Source organism: Delftia sp. ASV31, from assembly GCF_016428765.1.
Taxonomy (GTDB): Bacteria; Pseudomonadota; Gammaproteobacteria; order Burkholderiales; family Burkholderiaceae_C; genus Comamonas; species Comamonas acidovorans.
This window is the reverse complement of the sequence record NZ_JAELTK010000115.1, coordinates 1-14673: the sequence shown is the minus strand read 5'-3', so window position 1 is coordinate 14673 and position 14673 is coordinate 1. Positions and strand designations below refer to the sequence as shown.

Annotated in this window: 15 protein-coding genes and 1 pseudogene; 12 read left to right on the top strand and 4 right to left on the bottom strand. The window is 63.7% G+C overall.

The features are described 5' to 3' along the window. Nucleotides 1–370: 370 nt before the first annotated feature. Both JHD82_RS26465 and JHD82_RS26460 read right to left on the bottom strand, forming a co-directional pair. Nucleotides 371–1609, bottom strand: coding sequence for a flavin-dependent oxidoreductase (locus tag JHD82_RS26465; protein WP_017404779.1), 1239 nt, complete (start codon nt 1607–1609; stop codon nt 371–373). Between the two features lie 50 nt (nt 1610–1659). Beyond that, nucleotides 1660–2640, bottom strand: coding sequence for a tripartite tricarboxylate transporter substrate binding protein (locus JHD82_RS26460; RefSeq protein ID WP_199139701.1), 981 nt, complete (start codon nt 2638–2640; stop codon nt 1660–1662). Nucleotides 2641–2762: 122 nt separating this feature from the next. Between JHD82_RS26460 and JHD82_RS26455 the strand changes: the two genes are divergently transcribed. The 9 genes from JHD82_RS26455 to JHD82_RS26415 all read left to right on the top strand — a co-directional run bounded on the left by JHD82_RS26455 (nt 2763) and on the right by JHD82_RS26415 (nt 11023). After that, nucleotides 2763–3314: a MarR family winged helix-turn-helix transcriptional regulator gene (locus JHD82_RS26455; protein ID WP_233174901.1), complete on the top strand. Its 552-nt coding sequence runs from the start codon at nt 2763–2765 to the stop codon at nt 3312–3314. Nucleotides 3315–3504: 190 nt separating this feature from the next. Further along, complete coding sequence (locus JHD82_RS26450; RefSeq protein ID WP_012205523.1) at nt 3505–5028, top strand: CoA-acylating methylmalonate-semialdehyde dehydrogenase; 1524 nt, start codon at nt 3505–3507, stop codon at nt 5026–5028. 61 nt (nt 5029–5089) lie between these two features. Further along, entirely contained in the window at nt 5090–5494 is a 405-nt protein-coding gene (locus JHD82_RS26445; RefSeq protein ID WP_199139699.1) for a lysozyme inhibitor LprI family protein, read from the top strand. Between the two features lie 102 nt (nt 5495–5596). Beyond that, a complete protein-coding gene (locus tag JHD82_RS26440) occupies nt 5597–6763 on the top strand; it encodes an acyl-CoA dehydrogenase family protein (RefSeq protein WP_199139697.1) in 1167 nt (388 codons plus the stop codon). Nucleotides 6764–6786: 23 nt separating this feature from the next. Then, nucleotides 6787–7251: a TfoX/Sxy family protein gene (locus tag JHD82_RS26435; protein ID WP_016446003.1), complete on the top strand. Its 465-nt coding sequence runs from the start codon at nt 6787–6789 to the stop codon at nt 7249–7251. A 22-nt stretch (nt 7252–7273) separates the two neighbouring features. Beyond that, complete coding sequence (locus tag JHD82_RS26430) at nt 7274–7738, top strand: DUF488 domain-containing protein (RefSeq protein WP_199139695.1); 465 nt, start codon at nt 7274–7276, stop codon at nt 7736–7738. Continuing rightward, the gene (gene mmsB, locus JHD82_RS26425; protein WP_374191666.1) at nt 7683–8672 is read left to right on the top strand and encodes a 3-hydroxyisobutyrate dehydrogenase; all 990 of its coding nucleotides are present in this window, start codon (nt 7683–7685) and stop codon (nt 8670–8672) included. The genes JHD82_RS26430 and mmsB overlap by 56 nt, the downstream gene beginning before the upstream one ends. A 451-nt stretch (nt 8673–9123) precedes the next feature. Continuing rightward, a complete protein-coding gene (trpB, locus tag JHD82_RS26420) occupies nt 9124–10335 on the top strand; it encodes a tryptophan synthase subunit beta (RefSeq protein ID WP_198821377.1) in 1212 nt (403 codons plus the stop codon). Nucleotides 10336–10477: 142 nt separating this feature from the next. Then, nucleotides 10478–11023, top strand: a complete 546-nt coding sequence (locus tag JHD82_RS26415) for a PepSY domain-containing protein (protein WP_199139691.1) — start codon at nt 10478–10480, stop codon at nt 11021–11023. A gap of 110 nt (nt 11024–11133) precedes the next feature. On the opposite strand, the gene JHD82_RS26410 is transcribed toward JHD82_RS26415, so the two are convergent. Together JHD82_RS26410 and JHD82_RS26405 are read right to left on the bottom strand one after the other, a co-directional pair. Further along, the gene (locus JHD82_RS26410; protein ID WP_034367409.1) at nt 11134–11511 is read right to left on the bottom strand and encodes a hypothetical protein; all 378 of its coding nucleotides are present in this window, start codon (nt 11509–11511) and stop codon (nt 11134–11136) included. A gap of 365 nt (nt 11512–11876) precedes the next feature. Beyond that, nucleotides 11877–12630: pseudogene (locus tag JHD82_RS26405) on the bottom strand (IS5 family transposase). A 209-nt stretch (nt 12631–12839) separates the two neighbouring features. On the opposite strand from JHD82_RS26405, the gene JHD82_RS26400 reads away from it, so the two are divergent. Genes JHD82_RS26400 through JHD82_RS29985 form a run of 3 tightly spaced genes read left to right on the top strand, consistent with a single transcriptional unit; the run spans nt 12840 to nt 14408 of the window. Then, entirely contained in the window at nt 12840–13370 is a 531-nt protein-coding gene (locus tag JHD82_RS26400; protein ID WP_199139689.1) for a hypothetical protein, read from the top strand. After that, the gene (locus JHD82_RS26395) at nt 13367–13693 is read left to right on the top strand and encodes a hypothetical protein (RefSeq protein WP_199139687.1); all 327 of its coding nucleotides are present in this window, start codon (nt 13367–13369) and stop codon (nt 13691–13693) included. The genes JHD82_RS26400 and JHD82_RS26395 overlap by 4 nt, the downstream gene beginning before the upstream one ends. A 19-nt stretch (nt 13694–13712) precedes the next feature. Beyond that, nucleotides 13713–14408 (top strand): peptidoglycan-binding protein, encoded by a 696-nt coding sequence (locus JHD82_RS29985; protein WP_233174899.1) that lies wholly within the window; start codon nt 13713–13715, stop codon nt 14406–14408. Nucleotides 14409–14673: the final 265 nt, after the last annotated feature.

Sequence of the window (14673 nt, the reverse complement as noted above, 5' to 3'; positions counted from 1 at the left end):
CCCCCCCCCCCCCCCCCCCCCCCCCCCCCCCCCCCCCCCCCCCCCCCCCCCCTTTTAGATGTGTATAAGAGACAGGGACAGGACTGCTTCGTCAACTGACTCGCCGTGATTGTCTGAACGTAGCGCGCAGCGCGAAGTGAGTTTCACGGCGAACCCCGCAACCGCCACGACGCAGGTTGCCCCGTAGCGAAGCGAAGGGGACGCGGGCATTTGGGCGCGTTTCTTTGCCTCCTTTCTTGTCGCGCGACAAGAAAGGAGGTCGGCCGCCGGGCCGAAACCCGGCCTCGAAAAACAACCGCCCGGCAGGGACCCCAAAAGAGTCGGGATGCAATACTGAGTACCTGCCAAGCCAGCTCATTGCCCAACCACTTCAACCCTGCGACTGCGGATTCGCAAACCCCGCCACCTGCTCGTAATGGCGGGCAATGGCACGCAGCTCGTCCTGGCTGATCAGCTCGTCGATATGGCCGAAGGGCTGCCCGCCGCTGAGTTCGTCCGCCTTCATGATGATGAAGTCGGGCGGCGTGGAGCGGTTGGTCAGCACCACCTGGCTGGTGGCGGGCAGGCGGCTGGCCTCATAGGCGGCCAGCAGCGCCAGCGGGTCGCCTTGCGGGTCGGCGGCCAGCAGGTCGGCCAGCACCCGCGCATCGCGCATGGCCTGGGCCGAGCCGTTGGAGCCGCGCGGATACATGGGGTGGGCGGCATCGCCCAGCAGGGTCACGCGGCCGAAGCTCCACTGGTCCACGGGGTCCTTGTCCACCATGGGGTACTCGAAGATGGTCTCGGCCGAGCGGATCAGGGCCGGCACATCCAGCCAGTCGAAGCTCCAGCCGCCAAAAATCTCCAGCACATCCTCCATGCGCCCGGCGCGGTTCCAGTCATTCATGCGCATCTGCGGGTCGCGGATCTCGGCCACCCAGTTGATGCGCTGCATGCCCTGGCCGTCGACGTTGTCCTCGATGGGATAGATCACCATCTTGCCGGTATCGACCGAGCCGATGCGCAGATAGCTCTTGCCCGTCAGGATGGGCTTGAAGCGCGAGACGCCGCGCCAGGTGTTGATGCCGCCGAAGGCCAGCTCCTCCTGCGGATAGAACTGGCGCCGCACGGCGGAGTTGACGCCATCGCAGGCCACGACGATGTCGGCCGTGGCGGACGGCGGCACATGGCCCTGGGCATCCGGCGCGAAATGCACGGTGGCGCCATGGGCCGACTGGTCCACACGAACACAGCGGTGGCCCGTGTGCACGGCACCCGGGCCCAGGCGCTGCACGGCGGCCTCGAAGAGAACGCGGTGCAGGCGGCCCCGGTGTATGCCCAGCTCGGGCAGCTCGTAGCCGGCATGGCGGCCGCGCGGCTCGCGGTAGACGAACTGGCCGTAGCGGTTGAAGAACACGCTTTCCAGGTTCTCGATCGCCAGGGCCTCCAGCTGCGGCTGCAGGCCCAGGTCGCTGAGCTCGCGCATGGCATGCGGCAGCAGGGTAATGCCCGCGCCGATCTCGCGGACCTCGGGCACGGCCTCGAAGACTTCACAGGCAATGCCTCTTTGATGCAGGGCCAATGCCAGGCACAGGCCTCCGATGCCGCCTCCCACGATCGCTACTTTCATCCGCTGACTCCCCATGCTTTCTCCTGGGGCGCTGTTGGCGCCCGCCCCGCCTACTCGGCGGTAATCCCCCGCGCCTTGACCAGATCGGCCCAGCGCCGGGCGTCCTTTTGCACCAGGGCCTTGAACTCGGCCGGCGTGCTGCCGGCCGGATCCATGCCCTGGGGCGCGAAGGCATGCCGGACTTCATCCGACGCCAAAATCGCGCGGATCTCGCGATTGAGGGCATCGACCTGGTCCGCCGGCATGCCGGCCGGCGCAAACACGCCGTACCACATATCCACGTTCACATCGCCCGCCTTGGCCTCCTTGAGCGTGGGCACATCGGGCAGCAGCGGGTGGCGCTGGTGGCTGCCAATGCCCAGCGCTTGCAGCTTGCCGGCCTTCACGTGCACCAGGGCCACGTGAATGGGCAGGAACATGCACTCCACCTGGCCGCCCAGCAGGTCCGTCAGCGCCGGCCCTGTTCCGCGATACGGGATGTGCGTGATCGACACCCCGGCCGTGCTCTTGAAAAGCTCCATCGCCATATGGTGCGGAGTGCCCACTCCCGGCGACGCGTAATTGATGCGGCCCGGCGAGGCCTTGGCGGCCTTGACCAGATCGGCCGCCGTCTGATAGGCCGAGGCCGTGGGCGTCACCAAAATCAACTGCCCCCAACTGGTCAGCGTCACAGGTTCGAGGTCTGTCAGCGGATTGAATGGCAATTTGGGATACAGCGATGCATTCATCACCAGGGTATTCACTGTCACCAAAAGCGTCTGGCCATTGGCGGGCGAGCGCACAACGGCCTCGGTGCCGATATTTCCAGAGGCGCCCGGCTTGTTCTCCACCACCACGGGCCGGCCCTGGCGCTTGGCCAGCAAAGGTCCGATGGTTCGCGCTATCGTGTCGATTCCAGTCCCCGGAGTGAAAGGCACAATCAATTTCAGAGGCACACTCTCGGTACTGGCGATGGCACCTGCTACGGGTAAACCCAATACTCCCAATCCGCTCGTCTTCAAAAATTGCCGTCTGCCAACAAAATTTCGCATGTAGACCTCTTTTGTAGTTAGCATGCAAACGCATGGTAATCATGCACCAAAATGGGCACAATTGGTGGAAATCGAATGAATACTGGACACTTCTGCAAGAATACTAGACGCATATGGACACGATGACGCCTGCACCACTGCCGCTATATCAGCGCCCTGGCTTTTTGCTGCGGCGCGCCCACCAGATTTCGGTCGGCATTTTTGAAGAGCAATGCCGCCCCCTGGGACTGACGCCGCCACAGTACGGCGCCCTGGTGCTGATCGACGCATCCCCCGGCTCCGACCAAAGCTCCCTGGCGCGCGCCATGGGCTTTGACAAGGTGACCACGCTGCGCCTGGTGCGCGGGCTGGAAGAGCGCGAATACGTGCACCGCGCCCTGAGCACGCGCGACCGCCGCCAGCACGAACTGACGCTGACCGACAAGGGCCGCGCCCTTCTGGCCGCCAGCGTGCCGCTGGTGGACCAGGCCTACCACCGCCTAGTGTCCCCGCTGGAAGACGGCGAGCTGCAGGAGCTGCTGCGCCTGCTGGCCAAGCTGGAGTCCGGCCTGGGCGCCAATGCCCGCGTGAAGCTGGAGCCGCTGCGCAAGCCCGGCGCCCGTGCCGTTCAGACCCCGGCTCCTGTGGCTGCTCCTGCCGACGACGCCCGCCTGCCGGCCACCGGCACGGACTGAGCCGCTGATCGCCTGAACCAGCATGGCCTGCGCCTGCCGCAGGCCATGCTCTTTTTTGCGCCAGCCTGTGCGAAAACGCACATGAAGACTGCACATATCTCCATTGCTTGCGAAAAACCGCACAGCTACCATGCGATGAACGCCCGGCGCACGCATGCCGGGCTGACACCACCGCAACAGGAGACAAGCCATGAATGCATCCACGTCCGCCAAGGTTTTGGCGCCCACGGTCAAGCTGCTGATCAACGGCAAGCTGGTCGAATCCCAAAGCACCCAATGGCGCGATGTGGTCAACCCGGCCACGCAGGAAGTGCTGGCCCGTGTGCCCTTTGCCACGCCCGACGAGGTCAACGCCGCCGTCGCCAACGCCAAGGAAGCCTTCAAGACCTGGCGCAAGACCCCCATTGGCCAGCGCGCCCGCATCTTCCTGAAGCTGCAGCAACTGATCCGCGAGAACATGAAGGAGCTGGCCGCCCTGCTGACCGCCGAACAGGGCAAGACCTTGCCTGACGCGGAAGGCGATGTCTTCCGCGGCCTGGAAGTGGTGGAGCATGCGGCCAACATCGGCTCGCTGCAGCTGGGCGAGCTGGCCAACAACGTGGCCAACGGCGTGGACACCTATTCCGTGCTGCAGCCCCTGGGCGTGTGCGCGGGCATCACCCCCTTCAACTTCCCGGCCATGATTCCGCTGTGGATGTTCCCCATGGCCATTGCCACGGGCAACACCTTCGTGCTCAAGCCCTCCGAGCAGGACCCCATGGTCACCATGCGCCTGTGCGAGCTGGCGCTGGAAGCCGGCATTCCGCCCGGCGTGCTGAACGTGGTGCACGGCGGCGAGGACGTGGTCAACGCCATCTGCGACCACCCCGATATCAAGGCCATCAGCTTCGTGGGCTCCACCAAGGTCGGCACCCATGTCTACAACCGTGCCAGCCTGGCCGGCAAGCGCGTGCAATGCATGATGGGCGCCAAGAACCACGCCATCGTCATGCCCGACGCCAACAAGGAGCAAACGCTCAATGCCCTGCTGGGCGCAGCCTTCGGCGCGGCAGGCCAGCGCTGCATGGCGCTGTCGGTGGCCGTGCTGGTGGGCGATGCACAGAAGTGGATTCCCGAGCTGGTGGAAAAGTCCAAGACCCTCAAGGTCAGCGGCGGCACCGAGCCCGGCACCGACGTAGGCCCGCTGGTGTCCTGCGCGGCGCTGTCGCGTGTGGAAAGCCTGATCGAACGCGGCCTGGCCGACGGCGCCAAGCTGGAACTGGACGGCCGCAAGCCCCAGGTGGCCGGCTACGACAAGGGCAACTTCGTCGGCCCCACCGTGTTCAGCGGCGTCAAGCCCGGCATGAGCGTGTATGACCAGGAAATCTTCGGCCCCGTGCTGTGCCTGGCGGCTGCCGACAGCCTGGACGAGGCCATAGAGTTCATCAACGCCAACCCCAACGGCAACGGCACGGCCATCTTCACGCAGTCGGGCGCTGCGGCGCGCAAGTTCCAGGAAGACATCGACGTGGGCCAGGTCGGCATCAACGTGCCGATTCCCGTGCCGGTTCCGCTGTTCTCCTTCACGGGCAGCCGCGCCTCCAAGCTGGGCGACCTGGGCCCCTACGGCAAACAGGTCGTGCTGTTCTACACGCAGACCAAGACCGTCACGGCGCGCTGGTTCGACGACAGCACCACCAGCCAGGGCGTGAACACCACCATCAGCCTGCGCTGATGAATGGGTGGGCGGGCCTGGATTGATCCGGGGCAGGCCCCGGCTCTGGGATGATGGCGGCATGCGTTTTCCAATGACCGCCTCCCTCCTCTCCCGGAGCCTGGGTGCCGCCTTGCTCACCGCCCTGGCCGCCCTGCCCCTGACCCTTCACGCGCAGGCCGGTGCAGCCTGCGACCCGGCCTCCACCGCCGCCGCCAGCCGCAATGCCTGCGCGGTCCAGGCCTTCCAGGAGGCCGACACCGCGCTCAACATCCGCTACCTGGACGTCATGCAGCAACTGCCCCAGGGCAAGCGCACGGGCCTGCGCCACGACCAGAACGGTTGGATCAAGGGCCGCACGGCACGCTGCAAGGCCGCCACGCGCGACAGCGAAACCCAGCCCGAAGGCCCGCGCCTGTACCACGAATGCCTCACGGCCGCGACACAGGAGCGCATGCAGGCGCTGGAGCGCTGGCTGCAGCACTGACCGCCGCACGCCCCCACAGCCACCGACAGGCGCCCACAGGCCCCGAAAGCCACCCCCAGAACAACAAGGGCCCCAGAGCCCAACGCAGGAGACAAGCCAGCCATGGACTTCGAACTCAACGACGACCAGCGCGCCTTTGCCGAATCGGCCCGCACCTTTGCCCAGGCCGAACTCGCGCCCCATGCCGCGCACTGGGACCGTGAATCCATCTTCCCGCGCGAGGCCATCGCCAAGGCGGGCGAACTGGGCTTTTGCGGCCTGTACGCGCCGGAGAACGCCGGCGGCCTGCAGCTGCCGCGCCTGGATGCCACCATGGTCTTCGAGGAGCTGGCCGCCGTCGATCCCTCCACCACCGCCTTCATCACCATCCACAACATGGCCACCTGGATGCTGGGCACCTGGGCCACCGACGCCGTGCGCGCCGAATGGGGCGAGGCCCTGACCAGCGGCCGCAAGCTGGCCAGCTACTGCCTGACCGAACCCGGCGCGGGCTCGGACGCCGGCTCGCTCAAGACCCGGGCCGAACTGGCGGGCCATGAATACATCATCAACGGCGCCAAGGCCTTCATCAGCGGCGCGGGCAGCACCGACATGCTGGTGCTGATGGCCAGAACGGGCGACGCAGGCTCGGGCGCCAGCGGCATCTCCGCCTTTGCCGTGCCCGCCGACCTGCCCGGCATCAGCTACGGCAAGAAGGAAGAGAAGATGGGCTGGAACAGCCAGCCCACGCGCGTCATCAGCTTCGACAACGTGCGCATCCCCGCCCACAACCTGCTGGGCCGCGAGGGCGAAGGCTTCAAGATCGCCATGAAGGGCCTGGACGGCGGGCGCATCAACATCGCCACCTGCTCCGTGGGCGCCGCCCAGGGCGCGCTCACCCAGGCCCAGCAATACATGCACGAGCGCAAGCAGTTCGGCAAGCCCATTGCCAGCTTCCAGGCGCTGCAGTTCAAGCTGGCCGACATGGCCACCGAACTCGTGGCCGCGCGCCAGATGGTGCGCCTGGCCGCCTCCAAGCTCGATGCCGGTGCGCGCGACGCCTCCACCTACTGCGCCATGGCCAAGCGCTTTGCCACCGATGCCGGCTTCATGGTCTGCAACGAAGCCCTGCAGCTGCACGGCGGCTACGGCTATATCCGCGAATACCCGCTGGAGCGCCTCATGCGCGATGCCCGCGTGCACCAGATCCTCGAAGGCACGAACGAAATCATGCGCGTCATCATCGCGCGGCGCATGCTGGAAGGCGATGCGCCGGACATGATCCGCTGACTCATCCACATCCAGCCCACGCCATGCCCGCCCGCCCGCTCTCCGACACCACGCTGCACCTCATAGACGCCGTGCGCGAAGCCCTGGCCGGCTGCGACGACGTGCAGGAAAAGCGCATGTTCGGCTGCCATGTCTTCATGGTCAACGGCAAGCTGTGCCTGGGCGTGGAAGACGACGAACTGCTGGTGCGCCTGCCGCCCTCGCAGCACGCGGCCGTGGCCGAGACGCCGGGCCTGCGCCCGCTCTCGTCCAAGGGCCAGATGGACGGCTACTTCTTCATCGGCCCCGCCGCCTACGCCACGCGCCAGCAGTGGCAGCACTGGATTGCCCAGGCCCTGGCCTTCAACCCCCACGCCAAGGCCACGCCCCCGAAAAAGCGCAAGGCCCAGGCCAGCGAACCCGCGCCCGCCGACGCAAAGACACCGCCAGCGGCGCCCGCCCCGGCCGGGCGCCGCACACGCAAGCACCCCATCTTCGGCGACGAATAAGCCCCCTTTGCAGGAGAGTCCCATGCCCATCCGCATCGTCCAGCTAGGCAGCCCCCGCCACGCCGATGAAGGCCTGCGCATAGGCACCGTGCGCCGCCCGCCGCGCGGCGTGCCCAAGGCCGAATTCGCCAGCCGCGACTACTACGACGTCTGGTACCCCGAACTCTCGCCCCAGCCCGACACCATGCACACCGCGCTCGAATCGCACCGCCTGCAGGACCACGGCCAGCAGGCCGAGGCCGACAAGCTCTGGCAGCAGTTCGTGCGCAAATTCCGCAAGGAAATGGCCGAACCCGCCGCCAGCCGCACCCTGGACCTGCTGGCCGCCCTCTCGCAGCAAAGCGCCTTTGCCATCGGCTGCTACTGCGAGCAGGAAGCGCGCTGCCACCGCGGCATCCTGCGCTCCCTGCTCAAGGAACGCGGCGCCGACATTGCGAACGGCGGCATTGCGGACGGCGAAATGGACACCGGCGACACGGGCCACTGAAACACACCACAAGCTTCACAACACAGGAGACAAGCACATGCAGATCGCATTCATCGGACTCGGCAACATGGGCGGCCCCATGGCCATCAACCTGCACAAGGCCGGCCACACGGTCAAGGCCTTCGACCTCTCCAAAGACGCCTGCGCCAAGGTCGCTGCAGAGGGCGTGACCATTGCCGCCAGCGCCGAGGACGCCGTGCAGGGCGCCGAAGCCGTGGTCTCCATGCTGCCCGCCAGCCAGCACGTGGAAGGCCTCTTCCTCGGCCGCGACGGCGCAGCCGGCCTGCTGCAGCGCGTTGCCAAGGGCGCGCTCATCATCGACAGCTCCACCATCGCCGCCGCCACCAGCCAAAAGGTCGCCAAGGCCGCACAGGCCGCAGGCATCGCCTTCATCGACGCCCCCGTCTCCGGCGGCACGGGCGGCGCCATTGCAGGCACCCTCACCTTCATGGTGGGCGGCAGCAACGCCGACCTGGAGCGCGCCCGCCCCCTGCTCGAAAAAATGGGCGCCAACATCTTCCACGCCGGCGCCGTGGGCGCGGGCCAGACCGCCAAGATCTGCAACAACATGCTGCTGGGCATCCTCATGATCGGCACCAGCGAAGCCATCGCCCTGGGCGTGGCCAACGGCCTGGACCCCAAGGTCCTCAGCGAAATCATGCGCCGCAGCTCGGGCGGCAACTGGGCCCTGGAAAAATACAACCCCTTCCCCGGCGTCCACGAAAACGCCCCCGCCTCCAAGAACTACGCAGGCGGCTTCGGCACCGACCTCATGCTCAAGGACCTGGGCCTGGCCCAGGAAAACGCCATGGCAGTCAAGGCCTCCACGCCCCTGGGCGGCATGGCGCGCGCCATGTACGCCATGCACTCCATCGCCGGCAACGGCGCACTGGACTTCTCCAGCGTCATCCGCTCACTGCAAAAGAACGGCTGACCGCCAGGCTCAGGTCAGCGGCCAATGCCCCTGCACCCGCGCCCGCACCCCCAATCCCGTATGCCCGCGCCTGCGTCGGGCCGCCTGCGGGGTTGCAGTCCTGCCGCAGGACAGGACTGCCTCGTCATCTGACTCGCCGTGATGTTTGAGTGAAGCGCGCAGCGCGCAACGAGTTTCACGGCGAACCCCGCAGGCGGCCCGACGCAGGTTGCCCCGCAGCGCAGCGAAGGGGTCGCGGGCATTCGGGTCGCCTTCTTTGATCTGACCTTTCTTGGCGAATCAAGAAAGGGCAGTCGGCTGCCGGGCCGAAACCCGGCCTCGAAAAACAACCACCCGGCAGGGTCAAAAACAAGAAACCCCGACCGGGGTTTTCTCTCTTCAGACCCATGGCAGCCCTACGTAAGCTGCCACCGCCACCATCAGCCATTCCACAGAACACCCACCAGCAACCATGACCACTACACCCCCCACCTTCGCCCCCATGCCCACCGAGGAAGGCTACTTCGGCCCCTACGGCGGCCAGTTGGTCCCGCCCCACCTCAAGCAGGCCATGGACGACATCAACACCGCCTACGCCGAAATCACCAAACGCCAAGACTTCCAGCAGGAACTGGCCCAGCTCTTCGCCGACTACGTGGGCCGCCCCAGCCCCATCTTCCACGCGCGGCGCCTGTCGGAGCAGCTCGGCGGCGCACAGATCCACCTCAAGCGCGAAGACCTCAACCACACCGGCGCCCACAAGATCAACCACTGCCTGGGCGAGGCGCTGCTGGCCAAGTTCATGGGCAAGAAAAAGGTCATCGCAGAAACCGGCGCCGGCCAGCACGGCGTGGCCCTGGCCACGGCCTGCGCGCTGGTGGGCATTCCCTGCGAGATCCACATGGGCCAGGTGGACATCGAGAAGGAACACCCCAACGTCACCAAGATGCGCATCCTGGGCTGCAAGCTCGTGCCCGTCACGCGCGGCGCGGCCACGCTCAAGGAGGCCGTGGACAGCGCCTTCGAGGAATACCTCACCAACCCCACCGACTACATCTACGCCATCGGCTCCGTGGTCGGCCCCCACCCCTTTCCGATGATGGTGCGCGACTTCCAGAGCATCATCGGCCGCGAGGCGCGCGAGCAATTCCAAGCCAAACACGGCAAGCTGCCCGACCATGTGGCAGCCTGCGTGGGCGGCGGCTCCAACGCCATGGGCATCTTCACGGCCTTCCTGGGCGATGCCTCGGTCAAGCTCGTCGGCGTGGAGCCCTCGGGCGAAGGCACGGACAAGCCCGGCCGCCACGCAGCCACGCTCAGCATGGGCAAGCCCGGTGAAATCCACGGGATGAAGTGCTACGTGCTGGAAAACGCGGACGGCACGCCCGCTGCCGTGCACAGCATTGCCTCGGGCCTGGACTATCCGGGCGTGGGCCCGCAGCACAGCTACCTCAAGGATCTGGGCCGCGTGCAGTACGAATCCGTCACCGACAAGGAATGCCTGGACGCCTTCATGCAGCTGTCGCGCGTGGAAGGCATCATCCCCGCGCTGGAAAGCGCCCACGCCGTGGCCTGGGCCATGCGCGTGGCGCCCGGCCTGCCCAAGGACCAGCACATCCTCATCAACCTCTCGGGCCGTGGCGACAAGGACGCCGACTACGTGGCCAAGGTGCTTGGCCTCTGAACGCAGAGCTTGCGCTGAATCAAACCGAAGCACACCGGAGGGGGCAAAGGGCGCCCTCTCCGACAACCGCTCTCCGGGACGGTGGAGACAATGGCCCCGACCGTTGTCTTGTCCAACCCCATTCCCGGAAGGAGCCACACCCATGAAGCCTGCCTCGTTCGCACGCACTGCCGCCCTCTCCATCGCCCTGGCCCTGACCTGCGCCACCGCCGCCCTGCCCGCCGCCGCCAAGTCGGTGGCCGAATGGCAGACCATCACCAGCCAAGCCAAGATCCCGCTGGAGCAGGCCATCACCCGCGCCACCCAGGCCGTGCCCGGCAAGGCCATCGAAGCCCAGCTGGACGACGGCGACGGCATGGGCCCGCGCTACGAAATCGAGGTCATCACCCCGGCCGGCGACAGCGTGGAAGTCTGGGTCAACGCCATCACCGGCCAGGCGGCCCAGCACAAGAACGACGGCGCCGCCAAGCGCAAGGACCGCCAGCGCCTGGAAAAGGCGAAGTCCACCATAGAGCAAGCCATCCAGGCCGCCACCCGCCACACCCCGGGCACGCCCGTCAGCGCGGAACTGGACTCCCACTGGGGCCAGACCAGCTACCAGGTCGAAGTGCTGCAGGCCAACGGCACGCTCATGGAAGTCAAGATCGACGCCGTGGGCGGCGAAGTCATCCGGGCCAAGAAGGACTGAGTCTCGACCCCAACCCGACAGCGCGCTTCAGCATGAGGCGCGCTTTTTTTTCGCCCATTTTTTGCCTCGCTCCCGCCATATCCGCAGGCCATGCGCGCCTGCAGCACTCCTCAGGCCAACGCCACCGACACCCCCTCATCCGCAAACCGCTTCGCAGCCCTGAGCAGATAGCTCACGGCATAAAGAATGGGGTCGTCGGCCTCATCGCCATTGAGATGCTCCACCACCTCAATGGCATAGCCCAGGTTCACCGCCGTGTCGTGCAGCAGGCCCACCAGTTCCCTGTCTTCCGGCTCCAGCGACTGCGCCTGATCGGCCTTCACGTAGTAGATGCGCAGCAGATCCCGGCACACGCAATTGATGGCCGTGACCTTGTGGCGAGCATGCAGGTCCAGCACATCCAGCGCGGCGCCCATGTGCAGGACGGCGTCTATGGCCAGGTCTTCGAGTTTGGGTGGGGGTGTGGTGGCGGGGGTTGGCTGGGGCATTGGAGTCCTGTCGAGAGGGTTCCGGTTCCCGGGGTTCACTGGACGCAGTAGGGGGGACCAGATAGCAAAGCTTGCAGCTTTGCCAAACCGCTGTCTGCCACCTATAGGTGGAAATTTGTAAAGAGGCATAGAAGGCTGTTCACAGAAGGTGATACGAAGCCAAGCCTTCGGTCTGCCATCAAGCTGTGAAAGACGTTGGGGGCTACGCCGGGGATGTGGCGGGTGAGGTGGATAGGCGAGTAAAGAGGTGTGGCAGTGGCACTTCGTCAAGGACGGCTGCAGCCAGGTGCTGCCGGTCGCGATGTCCGCTTGGCCTACTCCTTCAGGCCGCTCTGCACCATTCACGGAACAATGGCTAAGAGTGGCTAACACCACCGATCCACGAAGCGTGCACAGATGATCATCGCTGCCAGTTTTAGCAGCGCTTCGTGGATATCCAGTTGTCTTTCAAAGCGGATTCGCAACTTGCCAAAGCCTGCAAACCAGCTGTGCGTCCTCTCCACCACCCACCGGTGTTTGCCCAGCCGCTCGCTGCTCTCAATGCCTCGTCTGGCAATCCGGCCAATGATGCCCCGCTGCCTCAGGTGGGCTCCGCATCGCTTGAAGTTGTAGCCTTTGTCGGCGTGCATCTTGGCTGGTCTTTTACGTGCCGGTTCACACCGCTGAACAAGATCACCAGAGGAATGCCACTGGCATCTACAACGATGTGTCGCTTGGAGCCGAGCTTGCCTCTGTCAGTTGGGTTGGGTCCCGTTTCCTGGCCCCTGGGGGCTTGGTACCGAGGAGCCATCAATGCTGGCCCGGCTCCAATCGATTTGGTCATGTCCACGCATGCGAGTCAGCATGGCCTGGTGCAACTGCTCCCAGACACCGGCGGCATTCCAGTCGTGCAAGCGCCGCCAGCAGGTCATGCCGCTGCCGTACCCAAGAAATTGGGTAAGTCTTCCCAGGGAATGCCTGTTTGCAGCACGAACAAGATGCCGTTGAGGGCGGCTCATCGCTGACTGCGAGTTTGCGCGCCCCGCCTTTGGCAAAAGGCACGAAGGCTGGGATGAGGGGTTGCAGCTGTCGCCACGGTTTTTTGTTTACGGGTCGTCGCGCAATGAAGGCCGCGAGCATAGCCGCTCTGGGGAAGTGGTGCTAGCCACTCTAAAGGAGGAAAACCACGCAATGTTACATCGCAGGAACGCGCAATGCACCACGGGTATGCCCCTGTACGTATTGTGCAATTAAGCGCCATCATGCAACAAAAAGGCAGTGTTCTTGATAAATAGCTAGGTCGGCGCATAAAAATCCACATCTAGTAATGCTTATTGATTGGAGCAGGTATGTCATCTCTTCAGACGATCGACTGCATCCGAGCGCCAACAATATTTCGTTGGCTGCGTGTTGCGCTTTCCATTATTTTTTTGATCATGTTGGCATCATGTGCCAGTGTGAGGTTCGTTCCGGAATACGATGCCGAATCTGCCAAGGCGATCACTGAGACTTCGGCAGAGGTTTTCGCCTTTTACGACAGGCTGATCGAGGCCAAGCTGAAACAAGGAAACGAAAATCTGCCGTATGCAGCAACAGCAGACGACTGGGGCAAGATAGAAACGAAAATTCGAGTGCTGACCGTGCGCGAGGATTCAAGGCCGTTGAATAGCGAGTCGCAGCAGATTACTCGAACCATATTGGAATTCTGGGTAAATTATCGAGCCAAGCATCGTGATACTAACGACTACGCTGCCAAAATATCCCGAATTCACCGAGACAGGTTTCAGAAGCTTTTCATTGCCGCACTTTTGGCAGAGAAGGCAAAATCACTGGCGGAAGTGGACAAAAATCCTAAATTGGATGATAGGGAGGGGTTATGAGCATCGATATTGAAGCCATCGTGACGGCGGCGGTGAATTCCGCAGCTAAAGCGGTCAAGGATACAGGCCCCGAAGTAAGGGATATTCTGAGCAAAATCATGCAAGGGCATGACGCGGCAATCCGCTCCTTGGCGGAAATGTTCGCTGACGGTGAGATCGACGAGGAAACGTTCAAAGATGAAATGAACGACGAGGCAAAATTATTGCAGGCCGATTTTCTCGTCATCGCGGTAGTGTCCAAAGCTATTGCCCAGAAGGCAGTCAACACTTTTCGCAAAGCACTGATTGACGGCATCACCTCCGCGATCAAAGCAGCCATCTGAACAAGGAAGGGAGTGCATCATGGCCACCGGAGAAGACCTCGTTTCGCTCGCAGCGCAGCATATCGGCGAACGGTATGTGCGTAGGGTGTTGGTGCCCAAGGACAATGCGAAGTGGAAAGGTCCCTGGGAATGCGCTGAGTTTGCCTCTTGGTGCCTTTACCAGGTAAGCAACAAACTTTTTGGCTGTGATAGCCGTCAAAAGCCTTCCACGGCAAAAGCTGACACCAAGTCCTGGTATAGTCAGGCTAAAGCTGCAAGCTCCACGTCCACTATCGTTGTCGCCAAATCAACGCCTGGTGCATTCCTTTTGCGTCTCCCAACGGCGCAGTTGGACGGCCATATTGCTATTTCTGACGGAACAGGCCACACAATTGAGGCGCATTCGACGGCCACTGGTGTGATCCGGGGTGCAGTCGACGGCAGGCGTTGGGACATGGGGGTACTGCCCCCCATGATCGCCTATAACAAGCCCACTGAATACGTCCCCACTAGTCCACCCAGCCTTGTGCTAAGGCTCAAGACCTCTAACATGAAGGGAGCCTTGGTCGAGCGCTTGCAACACTCGCTGGCCGATAAGGGCTTCATACCCGGAGATTTCGACGGCGTGTATGGCCCACACACGGCGACGGCGGTTCATGCGTTTCAACTCACCCAAGGGTTACTTGCCGACGGAGAGGCTGGGGAGAAGACTCTTCGGGCCCTGGGGTTAATTTGAGAATGGAGAACACCTCCGATCCGAGAAGCGCTTATAACTTATCACACCATGCTTAAATAATCAGTTGACTCGTAAATCGAAGTATCGGGTTCTGATATTACATGCTTGCTATTTTTAAAAAGCGGGAGGACATATGCTTAAAAAATCCCTGAGTATCGGAATAATCGTTTTGTGCATTTCGTCTCTGCAAGCCTGCAGCTCTGTACCAGATGTCCCATACCATGCTATCTGCAAAGATCAAAAAGTTTGCAGTGATGAGTTACTA